The sequence below is a fragment of the Streptomyces sp. NPDC057617 genome (assembly GCF_042800555.1).
GTDB lineage: Bacteria > Actinomycetota > Actinomycetes > Streptomycetales > Streptomycetaceae > Streptomyces.
The window spans coordinates 56,274-74,094 of sequence record NZ_JBHVGV010000011.1; the positions used below are offsets into that span (position 1 = coordinate 56,274).

Sequence of the window (17,821 nt, forward strand, 5' to 3'; positions counted from 1 at the left end):
TGTTCCCCTGGCCGACCTCCCATGCCCGCAGTGCGGGAGGTACTCCCCGCACACGCGGGGTTGATCCCGGGTACGGCCTGGAGTGGTGCACTGCCCTGACGCGGCCCCCGCGTATGCGGGGTTGATCCCGGGCGCCCGTGGGCCTCCCAACGTTCGTCCGGGTGGTCCCCGCGCACGCGGGGTTGATCCGCCGCCGACGCGTCCGTGCTGAACCCGTTGCGCCGGGCGCAGCGCGTGGAGCCGGGCACCCGGGCCCGGGCCGGGCCGGCACCGGAGCCGTTGCGGCCGGGCCGGGGCGTCGTCGGCTTACCCAGGGTCAGGACAGCGCGTCGACCGCCCGCACGATCAGCGTCCGCGCCGCCGCCCCGTATCAAATGCCCGTACGCACAGCTCGATCTCACCCGGAGCCGCAACCGTCACCAACGCCGAAAGCAGCTCCACTTGGACCTGACGGCCACATGACCTGCTCGCCGGCCGCAGCGGAAGGGACGACAACGCCCAGCCCATCTGGCCGGCCATGACATCCGTGTCCCCAATGCGGTACCGGAGTACGGACTCCTCGATGAGCAGCGCGAAGCACACGTGTGCGTGCCGAGCATCGCCGTGGCGTAGCCGGGCGTCTGAAGGATTCCGGGCACCACGTGGGAGCAGTAGGCGCGGAACAGGCAATTTCGTACGCAGAGCCGGCCTGCCGGTTCACCGCCACCAGATCGGGTGCCCGCGCATCCGCGTCGGACGATGCGGGAGGACTGGCGACGCGTGCCGCCCGCTCCTTGCCCGTGATCCCCGCGTCCAGACGCAGTTCCCGGAAGGGACGCCACCACGCTCGGTCCGTCGGTCCAGGTGGTCGGCCACGGTGCGGGCCCGGGCAGGCCGCATGTGGCGCGGGAGCCGGGAATGGTACGTCCTGGCCTCGCGCCTGAACGGCACTTCCACCGACGCCGAACGCCCCCTCGCCCCGAGCACCGCGTGACCCCGGTGCGGCACGGACCACCGATCGCAGAGGACGCCCCCTGGGCAACGACGCGCCGTCCGTACCGCCCGACGCTCGACCCGGCGCCCCCACAGCGCCCCCATTGACCGCCGCCCCGGCCAGGGCAACCGCCACGGCCTGGCCCCGCTCCAGCACCATCGCGGCGAAGCGTGCATTGTCAGTACGACTTGGGGAGGCCCAGGGACTGGTGGGACACGTAGTTCAGGATCATCTCCCGGCTGACCGGTGCGATCCGGGCCACGCGGGCGGCCGTGATCAGGGACGCGAGGCCGTACTCGCGGGTGAGGCCGTTGCCGCCGAGGGTGTGTACGGCCTGGTCGACGGCGCGTACGCAGGCTTCCGCGGCGGCGTACTTGGCCATGTTCGCCGCCTCGCCCGCGCCGGTGTCGTCGCCCGCGTCGTACAGGGCCGCGGCCTTACGGGTCATCAGCCCGGCGAGTTCCAGCTCGATATGGGCCTGGGCGAGGGGGTGGGCGATGGCCTGGTGGGCGCCGATGGGGTCGTTCCACACCTGGCGGGTCTTCGCGTACTCGACGGCGCGGGACAGCGCGTACCGGCCCATGCCGAGGGCGAAGGCGGCGGTCATGACACGTTCGGGGTTGAGCCCGGCGAAGAGTTGGAGCAGTCCTGCGTCCTCGTCGCCGACGAGCGCGTCGGCCGGCAGCCGTACGTCCTCGATGACCAGCTCGAACTGCTTCTCCGCCGCGTCCAGTTCCATCTCGATCGGCGTACGCCGGAAGCCCTCCGTCTCGCGGGGGACGATGAAGAGGCACGGCTTGAGACGGCCGGTCCTGGCGTCCTCCGTGCGGCCGACGATGAGCGTGGCATCGGCGATGTCGACGCCCGAGATGAAGACCTTGCGGCCGTTGAGCACCCAGTCGGTGCCGTCCTTGCGGGCGGTGGTGGTGATGCGGTGGGAGTTGGAGCCCGCGTCCGGTTCGGTGATGCCGAAGGCCATGGTGAGGGAACCGTCGGCGAGGCCGGGCAGCCAGCGCCGCTTCTGCTCGTCCGTACCGAAGCGGGCGATGACCGTGCCGCAGATGGCGGGCGAGACGATCAGCATCAGGAGCGGGCAGCCTGCGGCGCCCAACTCTTCCAGTACGAGGGAAAGTTCGGCGATTCCGGCGCCCCCGCCGCCGTACTCCTCGGGCAGGTTCACCCCGAGATAGCCGAGCTTGCCGGCCTCGCGCCAGAGGGTCTCGCGGTCGTGGCCGCGGCCATGGCGGCGGCCGAGGGCGGCGACGGCGGCGCGGAGGGCGGTCTGTTCCTCGGTCTCGATGAGGGGGGTGCGGGGGATGTGGGGGCTGCCGCTCATGTTGTGTCCTCCCGGATGTCCTCAGTGTTCCCGATGTCCTCTTGTGTTGTGTCCGTGACGACAGCGAGCAGAGCGCCGACCTCGACCTGGCGGCCGACAACGGCGTGGAGCGCGGTGAGCGTGCCCGATGCCGGGGCGGTGATGCGGTGCTCCATCTTCATCGCCTCCAGCCAGACGAGCGGCTGCCCGGCGATGACCCGCGCACCCTCGGCCAGCCCGTCCGCGATCCGTACGACGGTGCCCGGCATGGGCGCGAGCAGCGAACCGGGTTCGGTACGGCGGCTCGGGTCGGTGAAGCGGGGCTGCGCAGTCAGACGGTACGAGCCGTCCGCGCCGTCCACATGGACCTCGTCGCCGTACGCGGTGACCTCGAAGTGCCGTACGACACCCTCGACTTCGAGGCTGACCCGGCGTGGCGCGACGCCGACGACCCGTACATCCGCGCCTCCGACACCCGACTCACCCGACACGCCCTCCGCGCCCTCCACGGCGTACCCGTCCCGGGTGCCCCGGTAGCGGATCTCGTGCTCGCCGTACGTCTTCGTCTGCCACGCGGCCCCCACATTCCGCCAGCCGCCGACCCGCGCGGGCAGACCGGCCCCGGCCCCGCTCCCCCGAGCCGCCGCGTCGGCCAGCGCCGCGGCGACCGCGGCGTACCGCTCCCCGGGCACTGGCTCTGTCAGCACATCGAGGTGGCGCTCGTAGAACCCGGTGTCGAACCGTCCGCCCGCGAAGTCGGGGTGTTCCAGCGACCGTACGAGCAGCTCCCGGTTGGTCCCCGGCCCGTGCACCCGCGCCCGCCGCACCGCATACCTCAACGCGCGCAAGGCCTCCCCCCGCGTAGGCGCCCACACAACGACCTTGGCGAGCAGCGAGTCGTAGTGCACACCGATGGTGTCCCCGGCGGAGTAGCCGGTGTCGACACGGAGGCGCGGCGCGTCCGGCGCCCGCCCCGCAGCGGTGGATCCGGCGAAATCCAGCGCCCGCAGCGTCCCCGTCTGCGGCGCCCACCCCCTCGCCGGATCCTCCGCATACAGCCGCGCCTCCATCGCATGGCCGTGCGCACGCGGCGGCTCCGGCGGCAGCAACCCGCCCTCCGCCACCGACAGTTGCAGCGCCACCAGGTCCAGGCCGAAGACCTCCTCCGTCACCGGGTGTTCGACCTGGAGGCGGGTGTTCATCTCCAGGAAGTACGGGCGGCCCTCCGCTGAGACCAGGAACTCGACCGTACCCGCGCCCACATACCCCACCGCCCGCGCCGCCAGGACCGCCGACTCGTGCAGGGCGGTACGGAGTGCCGGCGGCAGGCCCGGCGCCGGGGACTCCTCGATGACCTTCTGGTGGCGGCGCTGGAGCGAGCAGTCGCGCGTGCCCAGCGCCCACACCGTGCCCCGCGCGTCCGCGAGGACCTGTACCTCGATATGCCGGCCGCCCTCCACGTACGGCTCCGCGAACACCTCCCCGTCCCCGAACGCCGACCGCGCCTCTGCCGCCGCGGCCGTCAACTCGGCGTCGAGCGAGGGGAGTTCGCGTACGATCCGCATCCCGCGGCCGCCACCCCCCGCCGCCGCCTTCAGCAGCAGCGGCAGGTCCGCCTCCGTGACCGCGGCCGGATCGACGGGCGCCAGCAGCGGTACGCCCGCCGCCCCCATCAGCTCCTTCGCCCGGGTCTTCGACGCCATCGCCTCGATCGCGTCGGGCGGCGGCCCGATCCACACGAGCCCCGCGTCCAGCACCGCCCGCGCGAACCCGGCGTTCTCGGAGAGGAATCCGTACCCGGGGTGTACGGCGTCCGCGCCCGCCGCCAGCGCCGCCTTCACGATCAGGTCGCCGCGCAGATACGTGTCGGCGGGCGCGGCCCCCGGCAGCCGTACGGCCGTGTCGGCCTCCCGTACGTGCAGCGCGTCCGCGTCCGGATCCGCGTACACCGCGACCGTCCCGATCCCCCGCTCCCGGCAGGTCCGGAAGACACGGCAGGCGATCTCGCCCCGGTTCGCGACCAGTACAGAAGTGATCACCACAGCGTCCACGTCCACAACCCCTCACATCCGGAAGACACCGAAGCCGCCCCGCACACCCTCGACCGGCCCCGTATGGATCGCGGACAGGCACAGACCGAGCACGGTCCGGGTGTCGCGCGGGTCGATGACCCCGTCGTCGTACAGCCGCCCCGACAGGAACACCGGCAGCGACTCCGCCTCGATCTGCCCCTCCACCATCGCCCGTACGGCCGCGTCGCCGGCCTCGTCGTACGGTTGCCCCTTCGCCGCCGCCGACGCCCGCGCGACGATCGACATGACCCCGGCGAGCTGTTGCGGCCCCATCACCGCGGACTTGGCGCTCGGCCAGGCGAAGAGGAAGCGCGGATCGTAGGCGCGGCCGCACATGCCGTAGTGCCCCGCCCCGTACGACGCGCCCATCAGCACGGACAGATGCGGCACCCGGGAATTCGCCACCGCGTTGATCATCATCGCGCCGTGCTTGATGATGCCGCCCTGCTCATATTCTTTACCGACCATGTAACCGGTGGTGTTGTGCAGAAAGACCAGCGGAATGTCGCGCTGGTTCGCGAGCTGGATGAACTGCGCGGCCTTCTGCGACTCGGCCGAGAACAGCACCCCCTGTGCGTTCGCCAGCACCCCCACCGGATAGCCGTGCAGCCGCGCCCACCCGGTCACCAGGCTCGGCCCGTACAGCGGCTTGAACTCGTCGAAGTCCGAACCGTCCACCACCCGCGCGATCACCTCGCGGGGATCGAAGGGGATCTTCAGATCGCCGGGCACGATCCCGAGCAGCTCGTCCTCGTCGTACTTCGGCGGCTCGGCCGGGCCCGGATCGGCGTGCGCCTTGCGCCAGTTGAGGCGGGCGACGATCCGCCGGGCCTGGTGGATCGCGTCCTGTTCGTCGAGCGCGAAGTGGTCGGCGAGGCCGGACGTACGGGCGTGCATCCCGGCGCCGCCGAGCGACTCGTCGTCGCTCTCCTCGCCCGTGGCCATCTTGACCAGCGGCGGCCCGCCGAGGAAGACCTTCGACCGCTCCTTGATCATCACGGTGTGGTCGGACATCCCGGGTACGTACGCCCCGCCCGCCGTGGAGTTGCCGAACACGACCGCGACGGTGGGGATACCGGCGGCCGAGAGCCGCGTGAGGTCGCGGAAGAGAGCGCCGCCGGGGATGAAGATCTCCTTCTGGGAGGGGAGATCGGCGCCGCCGGACTCGACGAGGCTGATGAGGGGGAGGCGGTTGGCGAAGGCGATCTCGTTGGCGCGCAGGGCCTTCTTCAGCGTCCAGGGGTTGGAGGCGCCGCCGCGTACGGTCGGGTCGTTGGCGGTGATCACACACTCGACGCCCTCGACCGTGCCGATACCGGTGACCATGGACGCGCCGACCGGGTAGTCGCTGCCCCAGGCGGCGAGCGGCGACAGCTCCAGGAACGGGGTGTCGGGGTCGAGGAGCAGCTCGATCCGCTCGCGGGCGAGGAGCTTGCCGCGGGCGCGGTGGCGCGCGATGTACTTCTCGCCGCCGCCGGCCAGGGCCTTGGCGTGCTCGACGTCCAGCTCGGCGAGCTTGGTGAGCATGGCTTCGCGGTGAGCGGCGTATTCGGGCGAGGCGGGGTTGAGGGCGGAAGGGAGGAGGGTCACAGCAGTACCTCCGGGATGTCCAGGTGGCGGGCGCGCAGCCACTCGCCGAGGGCCTTGGCCTGGGGGTCGAACCGGGCCTGCGCGGCGACGCCTTCGCCGAGCAGCCCCTCCACGGTGAAGTTGAGGGCACGGAGACCGGGCAGTACATGGCGGACGACGGTCAGCTCCCGGCTCTCCGGGATGAGCTGCCGGAACCGCTCGACGGTCAGCGCGTGGGCCAGCCACCGCCAGCCGTCCTCGTCCCGCGCCCACACCCCGACATTGGCGTCCCCGCCCTTGTCCCCGCTGCGCGCACCCGCGACGAGGCCGAGGGGGGCGCGGCGGGTGGGCAGTCCGGAGGGCAGGGGGTCGGGAAGGTCAGGGGCGGGTACGGGGGCGGGGTCAAGTGCCTTGGTACATACGGGACTTGGGGCCAGGCTTGGCGCGAGGCGGGGCACCGGGCCCGGCGCCGGGCCTGGTACGGGACCCGGCACCGCCAGCCGCCGTCCTTCCGGCAGTACGGCCGTGTGCGGGACCTCCGCCGGGTCGACGTACACCGCTTCGAAGACCCCGTACGGCGCGCCCTTGCCCGGCGGCGCGGTCACATGGAATCCGGGGTAACTGCCGAGCGCCAGCTCGACCGCCGCACCGGTGACCGCACGGCCCACCGCCTCGGGATCGCTGTCACGGACGACAAGACGCAACAGGGCACTCGCCGTCTCCTCGGTGTCCGCGTCGGGCCGGTCCGTACGGGCCAGCTCCCAGCGCACCTCCGCCGGGCGCCGGCCGCCGAACGCGTCCTCCACCTGTTCGCGCACCAGCCGCGCCTTGGCCTCGATGTCGAGCCCGGTGAGAACGAAGACGATCTCGTTGCGCCAGCCGCCGATCCGGGTCAGCCCGACCTTGAGGGTGGCGGGCGGCGGTTCGCCCCGCACACCCGAGATCCTGACCCGGTCCGGCCCCTCCTGTGCCAGTCGTACGGTGTCGAGCCGCGCGGTCACGTCGGGCCCCGGATACCGGGCGCCCCCGGTCTCGTACAGCAACTGCGCGGTGACGGTCCCGATGTCGACGACCCCGCCCGTACCGGGGTGCTTGGTGATGACTGCGGACCCGTCGGCGTGGATCTCGGCGAGGGGGAAGCCGGGGCGGCGGATGTCGTGCGCGGTGAAGAAGGAGTAGTTCCCCCCGGTGGCCTGGGTCCCGCACTCCAGGACATGTCCGACGACGACGGCGCCGGCGAGGGCGTGAAGGTGGGCGAGGTCGAGCGGATCGGCGGGGTCAGTGGGGGCGTGCGGGCGGCCGACGGCGTACGAGCCGACCGGACCATCCGGACGATCCGAACTGCCCGGGCGGTCCGGGCCGGTGGGACCACCGACGTCCTCGACGTCCCCAAGGTCACCGAGATCCGGGAGGTTCGGGAGGTTCGGGAGGTCCCAGCCGAAGTGGGCGGCAACCGGGCCCGTGACGAGCGCCGCGTCGGTGACCCGGCCGGTGACCACAACATCGGCCCCGGCGCGCAGGCACGCGGCGATCCCGGCGCCGCCGAGGTAGGCGTTGGCGGTGAGAACGCCGTCGCCCCACTCCTTCCGGCCGCGCAGATCGTCGCCCTCGACATGCGCGACCCGCACCGGTACGCCCACCCGCCCGGCCAACTCCCTGATGGCGTCGGCGAGTCCGGCCGGATTCAGACCACCGGCATTGGTGACGATCCTGACGCCCCGCTCATGCGCGAGCCCAAGCCCCTCCTCCAGCTGCCGCAGAAACGTCTTGGCATAACCGGCGCCCGGGTCCTTCATCCGGTCCCGCCCAAGGATGAGCATGGTCAGCTCGGCGAGATAGTCCCCGGTGAGCACATCCAGCGGTCCTCCGGTCAGCATCTCCCGCAGCGCGTCGAACCGGTCGCCGTAGAACCCGGAAGCGTTCCCGACCCGCAGCACTTCCGGGCTGGCGCCAATGAGTGTGGTCCGGGCCGACATGGCGTCAGGAGACATATGGCCGGACCACATGTGGTCGGCCGACATGTGCCCTGCCCATATGGTGTCGGCGCCCATGTGTTCCGCCACCATCACGCCCCCTTGGGCGCGCGGCCCTCGCCCGCCGGGCCCGCGAAGGCTTGCGCGATGTCCAGCCAGTGATCCGCGTCCGGGCCCTCCGCTCGTACGGCCAGATCCGCGCGGTGCGCCCGTTGCGTGGCCAGCAGGCAGAAGTCCAGCGCCGGGCCGGTCACCCGCTGGGGCGCGTCTTCCGGGCCGTACGTCCAGAACTCCCCGGCCGGGCCGGTCAGTTCGACGCGGAAGGGGTCGGCGGGCGGCTGCTCGCCGCGTACGAGGTAGGCGTAGTCCCGGGCCCGTACGCCGATCCACGCCACATGCCGCAGCCGTGCCGTCGGCTCGCGCCGTACGTTCAGCGCGTCCGCGATGTCCTGGCCGTGCGCCCACGTTTCCATCAGCCGCGCGGTGACCATCGACGCGGCGCTCATCGGCGGCCCGAACCACGGAAAACGCGCACCCGGCGCCGCCCCCAGCAAGGCATCGCGCAGCCGTGCACGGCCGTCACGCCACCGGTACAGCAGCTCGGTCGGCGGAAGCTCCGCGCCCGCCGCCGCTGCCTCGTCGACGCCGGACCCGGAACCCGCGAGAGCCTTGCCCGGCTCCCCCGCGAACGCCTCCGGATCGGTGGCTGCCAGCAGCGCCGCCCGGTCCGTCCACGCGAGATGCGCGATCTGATGGGCGATGGACCAGCCGGGTGACGGGGTCGCGAGCCGCCAGCCCTCGGGCCCCAAAGGGGCGACCAGCCGGTCGAGTTCCTCGCTCTCGTCGCGCAGATCGCCCAGCAACTCGACCACTGCGGCAGAGCCGGGTGCGGACACGGATGCGCTCCCCTCGGGACACGGCGGTGTGCGTGCCCGGAGCATGGCAGCGCCCGGAGAAACAAGCAAGCGTGCTTGGTTTACCCCCGCCCGCTCCCCCCGCTCCCCCCGCCCCGCGCGGACCGCTCGCGCTGCGCACGCTTCCCCCCGCCCCGCACGCCCTTCCCAGCACCCTTGCCACCGACCTGTGTCCGTACCGCGCCCATGCTCGCCGCGATGACCAGCGCGATCGCCAGCGCGTCGGTGGCGGAGAGCGCCTGGCTCAGCAGGAGGAACCCCGCGGTCGCCGCGATGGCCGGTTCCAGGCTCATCAGGACGGCGAAGGTGGGCGCGGGCAGCCGCCGCAGGGCGAGCAGTTCGAGGGTGTACGGCAGGACGGAGGACATCACCGCGACCGCGAGGGCAAGACCCAGCGTCGAAGGCACCAGCAGCTTGGAACCCGACTCGACGACCCCCATCGGCAGCGCGAGCAGTGCGGCCACCGTCATCGCCAGCGCCAGCCCGTCGGCCTGCGGAAAGCGTCGGCCGGTCCGCGCGCTGAAAACTATGTAGGCCGCCCACATGGCGCCCGCCAACACCGCGAAGGCCGCGCCTATGGGGTCCAGCCGGTCGAACCCGCCACCGCTCAGCAGCAGCACACCACCGAGCGCCAGACCGGCCCAGAGCACATTGACCAGCCGCCGGGAGACGAACACCGAGAGCGCGAGCGGGCCGAGGACTTCGAGGGTGACGGCCGCGCCCAGCGGGATACGGTCGGCCGCCTGGTAGAAGAGCGCGTTCATGGCGGCCATCACGGCGCCGAAGGCGATGACCGTACCCCAGTCGGCGCGCGAGTGCCCGCGCACCGCGGGCCTGCACACCACCAGCAGGACGGCCGCGGCGAGCGCGAGCCGCAGCGAGACGACCCCGAGGGCCCCGGTGCGGGGCATGAGGAGTACGGCGATGGCGGCCCCGAACTGTACGGAGAGCCCGCCCGCCACCACCAGCGCAACGGGCCCGACGGCGAGCCCGCCACCCCCCGCATCCGGCACGCCCGTGACAGCCGACACGGTCGGCGCGCTCGGAGTGGCGGCAGCCGTAGTCGTACGCGGCTCTTCCACCGGAATCCTCCCCTGGTGCACACCCGGTTCAGAAGAATCAGCTGGTGCACTTCAATAGACTTCAGGTCTAACACACTGTACTCCACTCGGCCCCGTCACCCACATGCCGCTCACCGCGCGCCCCGCCCCCGCTGACCTGGCAACACTGATGCCGACCCCATCCGCCTCCCAGAGGAGACCGACATGGCCATGCCGTCCGCTCCCGGCCCGTGGATACCTCCGGGTTCCGGCCCTCGGAAAGGTGCGCGGCCTGCGCGGCCCGCGTGTCCCGCGCGTCCTGGTCCTCGGATACGTTCGCGCCGCGGGTACGCGCTGGCCGCGGCGCTCACCGCGACAGCACTCGCGGGCACCGCCCCCGCCGCCGGCGCCCTGCCCGCCGCGGCCCACCGCGGCAGTACCGACAAGCCGACCATCGTGCTCGTGCACGGCGCCTTCGCCGACGCGTCGAGCTGGCGCGAGGTCGTACCGCGCCTCCAGAACGACGGTTACCGCGTCATGGCCCCCGCCAATCCGCTGCGCGGCCTGCACGGCGACGCCGCGTACATCGCCAGCGTCCTCAGGAGCATCAAAGGCCCGATCGTCCTGGTCGGCCACTCGTACGCGGGCGCGGTCATCAGCGGCGCCGCGGTCGGCAATCCGCAGGTCAAGGCGCTCGTGTACATCAACGCGCTGATGCCCGACAAGGGCGAGGTCCTCTCGGTGCTGTCCGCGAAGTTCCCGGGCAGCGAACTCACCCCGGCCCTCAAGTCCGTACCGTTCACGCTGCCCGACGGGTCCACCGCCACCGACCTCTACATCAAGGCCGACCGTTTCCGGCCGGTGTTCGCGGCGTCCCTCCCGGCGGCCACGACGGCGGTACTGGCGGCCAGTCAGCGCCCCATCGCCGCCCAGGCGTTCGCCGACACAGCGGGGCCCGCCGCCTGGCGGACCATCCCCTCCTGGGCCATGGTCTCCACCGCGGACAAGACCATCTCGCCCGAACTGGAACGCTTCGAAGCCGAACGGGCCCACTCGCACACCGTCGAGATCGACGCCCCGCACCTCGCGATGCTCACCCACCCCAAGGCCGTCACGGACCTCATCCTGGCCGCGGCCCGCCTCCAGCCGTCCCTCCGGCCCGCCACCAAGGATCCGGCCAGAACCCTCGCCGCCACCGGCTCCACGGGCGCCACCGGACCCGGCGGCCCCGCCGGCCCCACGGGCTCCGCCGACTCCCCGCGCCCGGGCACGGCGGGCCTCGCGGGTGCGGCTCTCATGGCAGGTGCGGCCCTGGTGGCGGCAACCCGCAAACACCGCCCCACCGCCGGCTGACCGGCCGTCCGCGCCCCGCCCGTCTGTCCCGCCCGCCATGGGGAAGGGACAGCCGGGCGGGGCCGTATGTGTACCGGCGCATACCGGCCCCCGGCATCAGCCCCCGCCATCAGCTCGGAGAGGCGTCCGGAAGCCCCTCCGGCAGCCTCTCCGGAAGTCCCTCCGCCAGCACCTCCGCCAAATGCCTCGCCCGATAACCTCCCAGCTCCGCCAGTTGCGTACGGCACGAGTAGCCGTCCGCCAGGACGGCCGTCCCCGGCTCCGCCGCCCGTACCGCCGGCAGCAACTGGTCCTCCGCGCAGGCCGTCGACACCTCGTAATGGCCGTTCTCGAAGCCGAAGTTGCCCGCCAGGCCGCAGCAGCCGCCCTGCAACTCGCCAACCAGGCCCGCCCGTTCGCGCAGCCGTCGCTCCGCCGTGTCGCCCAGGACCGCGTGCTGGTGGCAGTGGGTCTGGCCGGTGACCGGGCGGTCGATCCTCGGGGGCGCCCAGCCCGGGGCGCACTCCTCCAGCGCCTGGGCGAAGGTCCGTACGGAAGCGGCCAGCCGCGCCGCGCGCGGGTCGTCCGCGAGCAGCTCCGGCAGGTCGGTCGTGAGGGTGGCGGCACAGCTCGGTTCCAGGACGACGACCGGAAGGTCCAGGTCGAGCAGGGGTTCCATCCGGTCCAGGGTGCGGCGCATCACCGTACGGGCCCGGTCGAGCTGGCCCGTCGAGACGTACGTCAGCCCGCAGCACACCCGCCTGCCCTGCGGCGGCAGCACCACCCCGACCCCGGCCGCCTCCATGACCCGTACCGCCGCCCGCCCCACCGTCGGCGACAGATGCTCGGTGAAGGTGTCGGGCCACAGGATCGCCGCCCGGCCGTGCGCGAGGACCTCCGTCCTGTCCTTGGTGTGCTGCCGCAGCCAGCGCCCGAAGGTCTCGGGCGCCAGGCGCGGAATCGTACGTTCCGGAGCGATGCCGCCGAGCCGCTTGGCAAGGCCCGCCAGCGGCGGCACCCGCGCCGCCGCGTTCAGGACCCGCGCGAAGGGCGCCGCCGCGCGCAGCCACTGCGGCAGCCGCCCCATCGTGTAGTGCGCGGCGGGCCGCCGCCGTCCCTTGTAGTGGTGGTGCAGGAACTCCGCCTTGTACGTGGCCATGTCCACGCCCACCGGGCAGTCGCTGCGGCACCCCTTGCAGGACAGGCACAGGTCGAGCGCCTCCCGTACCTCCTCCGAGCGCCAGCCGTCCGTGACGACCTCGCCCGCGAGCATCTCGTGCAGCAGCCGCGCGCGCCCGCGCGTGGAGTGCTGCTCCTCGCCCGTCGCACGGTACGAGGGGCACATCACCCCGGGCCCCGAACCCGGCCCCGCCACCCGGCACTTGGCCACCCCGACGCACCTGCGCACGGCCGCCGAGAAGTCCCCGCCCCGCGGCCCGTCGTGCGGATAGCCGAAGGCGACCTCGACCCGTTCGCGCGGCAGCACGGAGAAGCGCAGATTCTCGTCGAGCGCGGCGGGCCGGGCGATGACGCCCGGGTTCATCCCGCCCGCCGGGTCCCACACGTCCTTGAACTGCCGGAAGAGCCCGGTCAGTTCGTCCCCGTACATCGTCGTCAGCAGCTCCGAGCGCGCCAGTCCGTCGCCGTGCTCCCCGGACAGCGAGCCGCCGTGCGCGACCACCAGCGCGGCGGCCTCCCGCGAGAACTCCCGGAAGCGCCGGACGCCGTCCCGGCTGATCAGGTCGAAGTCGATACGGACATGGATGCAGCCGTCGCCGAAGTGCCCGTACGGCGTGCCGCGCAGGCCGTGCTCGGACAGCAGTGTGCGGAAGTCGCGGAGGTACGGTCCGAGCCGGGCGGGCGGCACCGCGCAGTCCTCCCAGCCCGGCCATGCCTCGCTGCCGTCGGACATCCGGGTGGCGGTGCCGGCCGCGTCCTCCCGTACCCGCCAGAGGGCCCGCTGCCCGGCTTGGTCGTCCACGACCGTGCCGTCGAACGGGTCGGCCGCGCCCAGGACGGTCATGGCGGCGGCCCGTGCCTCGGCGGGGGTCGCGCCGCCGGTCTCCACGAAGAGCCAGGCCCCGCCGCGCGGCAGATCGTTCCCGCCCCGGCCCGCTCCCCCGCCCGCTCCCCGCACCCGTACGAGGTCCTCGGCCATGCCCTCAACGGTCAGCGGACCGTACGGCAGCAGCCCGGACGCGGCCTCGGCGGCGGCGCTCTCGTCCGGGTAGCCGAGGACGGCGAGGGCGCGCGCGGCGGGCGCCTCGACCAGCCGTACGGACGCCTCGGTGACCACCCCGAGCGTGCCCTCGCTGCCGCAGAAGGCGCGGGCCAGGTCGGTGCCGGCCTCGGGGAGCAGCGCGTTCAGGGCGTAACCGGAGATCAGCCGGGGCAGCCCGGCGGGAAAGCCGGTGCGCAGCGGCGCGAGACTGCCCTCGACCAGCTCGCGCAGTCCGGCGGGGGCGCCGGCCCAGCCGCGGCCGAGGCGCAGGGTGTCCCCGCCGTACGTCATGACGGACAGCTGGCGCACATTGTCGGCGGTCGTCCCCCAGGCCACGGAGTGCGAGCCGCAGGCGTTGTTGCCGATCATCCCGCCGAGGGTGCAACGGCTGTGCGTGGACGGATCGGGGCCGAAGGTCAGTCCGTACGGGCGTGCCGCGGCCCGCAGATCGTCGAGGACGATGCCGGGCTGGACGACGGCGGTACGGGTCTCCGCGTCCAGGGACACGAGGGAGCCGAGGTGGCGGGTGAGGTCGAGGACCACCCCGACGCCCGTGGCGTTCCCGGCGATCGAGGTGCCCGCGCCGCGCGGTACGACCGGTACGCCGTGCTCCCGGCAGACCGCCAGCGCCGCCGCCACATCCGCCGCATCGCGCGGGGCGACGACCCCGACCGGGACCCGGCGGTAGTTGGACGCGTCCATGGTGGTCAGGGCGCGGGCCGCCGCGCCGAACTCCACCTCGCCGCGTACGGCCGCTCTCAGCGCCCGGGCCAGTGCCGTGGCCGCCGAGGCCGCCGCCCTCGTGGTCGGTGTGGTCGCCGCGGTCGGTGTGGTCGGTGTGGTCGCTGGGTGCGTTTCCGGCTCAGCCATATGTCCAGGATGCCCCGCACTTTGTCCCGACCCAGGCTTTTCTGTGCCCGTCGCGCGCAGACCGTGGAAGAAAACCGAACAGGAAGCTCCCAAACTGATCGTCAAATCTCATATAGTGGCCACCGTTTGAGCAATATTCAACAGATTCCGAGTCCGTCACCACGGGATCGCCGCTGCTTCACCCAAGCTCGTCCCAGCTCTCCCCCGTCCGTTCCAGCTCGCTCCAGCTCTTCCCCGCCGCTCGTCGCAGCCCCCCACAATCAGCGACTTCCCGGTCCCGACATCCCGAAGCAGGTGCGCGTTGGACTCCGCAACCTCTGAACGGTCCACAGGTCATCCCCCGGCCGTCCCGGCGCTGGCCAGGACCGTCGACAACGCCCTGAAGATCGTCATCGTGGGCGGCTTCGGGGTCGGCAAGACGACCATGGTCCGCTCCGTCAGCGAGATCCGTCCCCTCAACACCGAGGAGACGATGTCGATGACCCGCGCGGGCGAGGGCGTCGACGTACTCCCCGATCTCGAAGGGCTCCGCAGGAAGAACTCGACCACCGTCGCCTTCGACTTCGGCCGGATCTCCCTGGACGAGCGGTCGGTGCTGTATCTGTTCGGCGCCCCGGGCCAGGAGCGCTTCTGGTTCCTGTGGGAGCGGCTCTTCTCCGGGACCCTGGGCGCGGTCGTGCTGGTCGACACCCGCCGGCTCCCCGACGCCTGGTACGCCCTCGACCGGCTGGAGCACCACGGCACGCCCTTCATCGTGGCGTGCAACGACTTCGGCGGGCCCTTCCACGCGGTGGACCAGATCCGCGCGGCGCTGGCACTGGCTCCGGACGTACCGCTCGTGGAGTGCGACGCGCGGGACCGCTCGTCCAGCAAGTACGTCCTGATCACGCTGGTGCAGTACCTGTACGAGCTGGCCTCCAAGCGGGCGGCGGAGAAGGAGAAGGAAGCCGGCGAGCTGAGCGCGGGGTGACGCCGTGCTCCTTGAGCACGGGTGACGCCGTCCCCCCTGCGCGCGGGTGACGCCGTCCTCCCTGAGGGTGAAGATCGGCCACGCGCCGGCTGGCCCTGGCAGGCCCCGCTGCCCCCTTGAGAGGCCCTCGAAAGGCTCTTGAGAACCCCCGGCCGGCCTCCTGACCGGCGTCTCATCCGACGGACACCGTTCCCCTCCGCCCGGGCGGAGGGACTAGGCTCCGGGGCCGTGGCCGATATCCAGATTCCCGCTGACATCAAGCCCGCCGACGGCCGTTTCGGCGCAGGCCCCTCCAAAGTGCGGACGGAGGCGGTGGACGCGCTGGCCGCCACCGGTACCTCCCTCCTCGGTACGTCCCACCGCCAGGCCCCGGTGAAGAACCTGGTGGGCTCGGTGCGCGAGGGTGTACGGAACCTCTTCGCGCTGCCCGAGGGGTACGAGGTGATCCTGGGCAACGGCGGCTCCACCGCCTTCTGGGACATCGCGACGCACGGTCTGATCGAGAACAAGTCGCAGCACCTGTCCTTCGGCGAGTTCTCCTCCAAGTTCGCCAAGGCGTCGAAGCTCGCCCCCTGGCTGGCCGAGCCGACCATCATCAGCAGCGACGCCGGTACGCACCCGGACCCGGTGGCGGAGCCGGGCGTCGATGTCTACGCCCTCACCCACAACGAGACCTCCACGGGCGTCGCGGCCCCGGTCGAGCGGGTCGCGGGCGCGGACGAGGGCGCGCTGGTGCTGGTCGACGCGACCTCGGGCGCGGGCGGCCTGCCCGTCGACATCACCGAGTCGGACGTCTACTACTTCGCCCCGCAGAAGTCCTTCGCCTCCGACGGCGGCCTGTGGATCGGCGTCTTCTCCCCGGCCGCGCTGGAGCGCGCCGCGCGGGTCCACGGTTCGGGTCGGCATGTGCCCGAGTTCTTCTCGCTGCCGACCGCTATCGACAACTCGCTGAAGAACCAGACGTACAACACCCCCGCGCTGGCCACGCTCTTCCTGCTCAACGAGCAGCTCATCTGGCTCAACTCGCAGGGCGGTCTGGACTGGTCGGTCCGGCGTACGGCCACCTCGGCGCGGACGCTGTACGGGTGGGCCGAGGCGTCCAAGTACGCGACGCCGTTCGTGGTCGACCCGTCGAAGCGCTCGCAGGTCATCGGCACCATCGACTTCGCGGACGAGATCGACGCGGCGGCGGTCGCCAAGGCGCTGCGCGCCAACGGCATCGTCGACACCGAGCCGTACCGCAAGCTGGGGCGCAACCAGCTCCGGGTGGCGATGTTCCCGGCGGTCGACCCGGCGGATGTGGCGGCGCTGACGGAGTGCATCGACTATGTGATCGAACGCCTCTGAGCTGCTGTTTCCGGGCCCCGACGCACCTCGCGCCGGGGCCCTTCGCGTTGTCGGCCCGGGGTCAGCCCTTCTTGCGCTTCAGCCCTTCTTGCGCAGCCGCCGGAAGCCGAAGAACAGCGCCGCGCCGCCCGCGAGGATGAACGCCCCCAGGGTGGCGCTGCCCTTGGATCCGCCGCTGCCGGACGCGCCGGCGTCGCTGCCCGAGCTGGTGCCCGAGGTGCTGGAACCGCCTTCCCGGGAAGGGGAGTCGGCGGAGTCGTCACCCTTGCCGTTGCCGTTGTTCAAGTCTTCCCGTACGACCTCGCTGTTCTTGCCCTCCGAGCCGAACATCAGCGCCTTGCCGTCCGCCGTGTACGTCACCGACTCGGCCTGGGCCTGGAAGGGCGCGCGCACCGCGTGGTCCGCGCCGAGCGCGCCGTTCTTCCACTCATAGGCACGGGCGCTGAAGTACGAGCGGAGCACCAGCTCCTTGCCGTCCGGCGAGAACGCCCCGTCCGTCACCCATGGCACCTCGCCGATCCGCCGGAACACGTTCTTGCCGGACGAGGACAGCCGGGCCGGGCCCTCGTACAGCCCGCCGCCGTTGTCGTTCTTCGAGGCGATATAGACGCGGCCGGTGGTGGGGTGGACCATCAGCGCCTCGGCGTTGCGCGGGCCGTCCGCGTAGGTGACGGTGAACTGCGTCGCCCGCACCGTGGTGTCCTTCAACTGCCTGGGCTCGGGGAAGCGGTAGATCCACACATGGTCCCAGCTCCCGTCGAGGTTGTCGCCTATGTCGCCGACATACACATTTCCATCGGAACCAATAGAGATCGCCTCTACATCCCTTGGTTCACCCACGCCCTGCATGGTGATCGTCGCCACCGTCTCACCGGTCCGTGAGTCCACCGCGAACACATAGGGCCCGTCGTCGCTGTCGTTGTGCGTCCAGTAGATGCCGGGGTGGAGCCGGCTGGCGGCCAGCCCGCTGGACTCGACGATCCGCGGATCCTTGATGGTGAAGGTCCGGTCGGGCGTCTGCTCGGGCTGCCCGTCGGCGGCGGAGGCGGAGGCGGCGGGCATGCCCAGCGGTACGACGGTGGCGGCGGCCGCGAGGAGGGCGGCGGCGACGGCACCGGAAAGACGCAGGCCGGAAGGGCGCGGAAGCGAAGGCATGCCACCAGCCTGCCACCCCGCCGCCGCGCACCGGGCGTCCGTACGGATATCCAGGGCATGTCCCGGGATG

General features: G+C 72.3%; 11 protein-coding genes. 3 read left to right on the forward strand and 8 right to left on the reverse strand.

The window, feature by feature from the left end; genetic code table 11:
* Positions 1-1,151: 1,151 nt before the first annotated feature.
* From ACFU9P_RS25685 to ACFU9P_RS25710, 6 genes are all read right to left on the reverse strand, one after another.
* Complete coding sequence (locus tag ACFU9P_RS25685; protein WP_384084923.1) at positions 1,152-2,309, reverse strand: acyl-CoA dehydrogenase family protein; 1,158 nt, start codon at positions 2,307-2,309, stop codon at positions 1,152-1,154.
* Positions 2,306-4,327: an acetyl/propionyl/methylcrotonyl-CoA carboxylase subunit alpha gene (locus tag ACFU9P_RS25690; RefSeq protein ID WP_384085407.1), complete on the reverse strand. Its 2,022-nt coding sequence runs from the start codon at positions 4,325-4,327 to the stop codon at positions 2,306-2,308. The genes ACFU9P_RS25685 and ACFU9P_RS25690 overlap by 4 nt, the downstream gene beginning before the upstream one ends.
* 24 nt (positions 4,328-4,351) lie before the next feature.
* Positions 4,352-5,950 carry an acyl-CoA carboxylase subunit beta gene (locus tag ACFU9P_RS25695; protein WP_384084925.1) on the reverse strand — a complete coding sequence of 533 codons (1,599 nt, stop codon included), beginning with the start codon at positions 5,948-5,950 and terminating at the stop codon, positions 4,352-4,354.
* The gene (locus tag ACFU9P_RS25700) at positions 5,947-7,905 is read right to left on the reverse strand and encodes an acyclic terpene utilization AtuA family protein (RefSeq protein WP_384085410.1); all 1,959 of its coding nucleotides are present in this window, start codon (positions 7,903-7,905) and stop codon (positions 5,947-5,949) included. Before ACFU9P_RS25700 ends, ACFU9P_RS25695 begins: the two co-directional genes overlap by 4 nt.
* A gap of 89 nt (positions 7,906-7,994) precedes the next feature.
* Positions 7,995-8,798 (reverse strand): TIGR03084 family metal-binding protein, encoded by an 804-nt coding sequence (locus tag ACFU9P_RS25705; protein WP_384084928.1) that lies wholly within the window; start codon positions 8,796-8,798, stop codon positions 7,995-7,997.
* A gap of 80 nt (positions 8,799-8,878) precedes the next feature.
* Positions 8,879-9,904, reverse strand: a complete 1,026-nt coding sequence (locus tag ACFU9P_RS25710) for a DMT family transporter (protein WP_384085413.1) — start codon at positions 9,902-9,904, stop codon at positions 8,879-8,881.
* A gap of 177 nt (positions 9,905-10,081) precedes the next feature.
* On the opposite strand from ACFU9P_RS25710, the gene ACFU9P_RS25715 reads away from it, so the two are divergent.
* On the forward strand, positions 10,082-11,209 hold the full coding sequence (locus ACFU9P_RS25715; protein ID WP_384084931.1) for an alpha/beta fold hydrolase: 1,128 nt from the start codon (positions 10,082-10,084) through the stop codon (positions 11,207-11,209).
* 109 nt (positions 11,210-11,318) lie between these two features.
* Here ACFU9P_RS25715 and ACFU9P_RS25720 read toward each other — a convergent pair whose 3' ends face one another.
* Positions 11,319-14,279, reverse strand: coding sequence for an FAD-binding and (Fe-S)-binding domain-containing protein (locus tag ACFU9P_RS25720; RefSeq protein ID WP_384084934.1), 2,961 nt, complete (start codon positions 14,277-14,279; stop codon positions 11,319-11,321).
* A gap of 301 nt (positions 14,280-14,580) precedes the next feature.
* Here ACFU9P_RS25720 and ACFU9P_RS25725 point away from each other — a divergent pair, with 301 nt between their 5' ends.
* Both ACFU9P_RS25725 and serC read left to right on the forward strand, forming a co-directional pair.
* The gene (locus ACFU9P_RS25725; protein ID WP_376377414.1) at positions 14,581-15,249 is read left to right on the forward strand and encodes an ATP/GTP-binding protein; all 669 of its coding nucleotides are present in this window, start codon (positions 14,581-14,583) and stop codon (positions 15,247-15,249) included.
* A 228-nt stretch (positions 15,250-15,477) separates the two neighbouring features.
* Positions 15,478-16,596 (forward strand): phosphoserine transaminase, encoded by a 1,119-nt coding sequence (gene serC / locus ACFU9P_RS25730; RefSeq protein ID WP_384084937.1) that lies wholly within the window; start codon positions 15,478-15,480, stop codon positions 16,594-16,596.
* A 78-nt stretch (positions 16,597-16,674) separates the two neighbouring features.
* On the opposite strand, the gene ACFU9P_RS25735 is transcribed toward serC, so the two are convergent.
* Positions 16,675-17,751: a WD40 repeat domain-containing protein gene (locus ACFU9P_RS25735; RefSeq protein ID WP_384084940.1), complete on the reverse strand. Its 1,077-nt coding sequence runs from the start codon at positions 17,749-17,751 to the stop codon at positions 16,675-16,677.
* Positions 17,752-17,821: the final 70 nt, after the last annotated feature.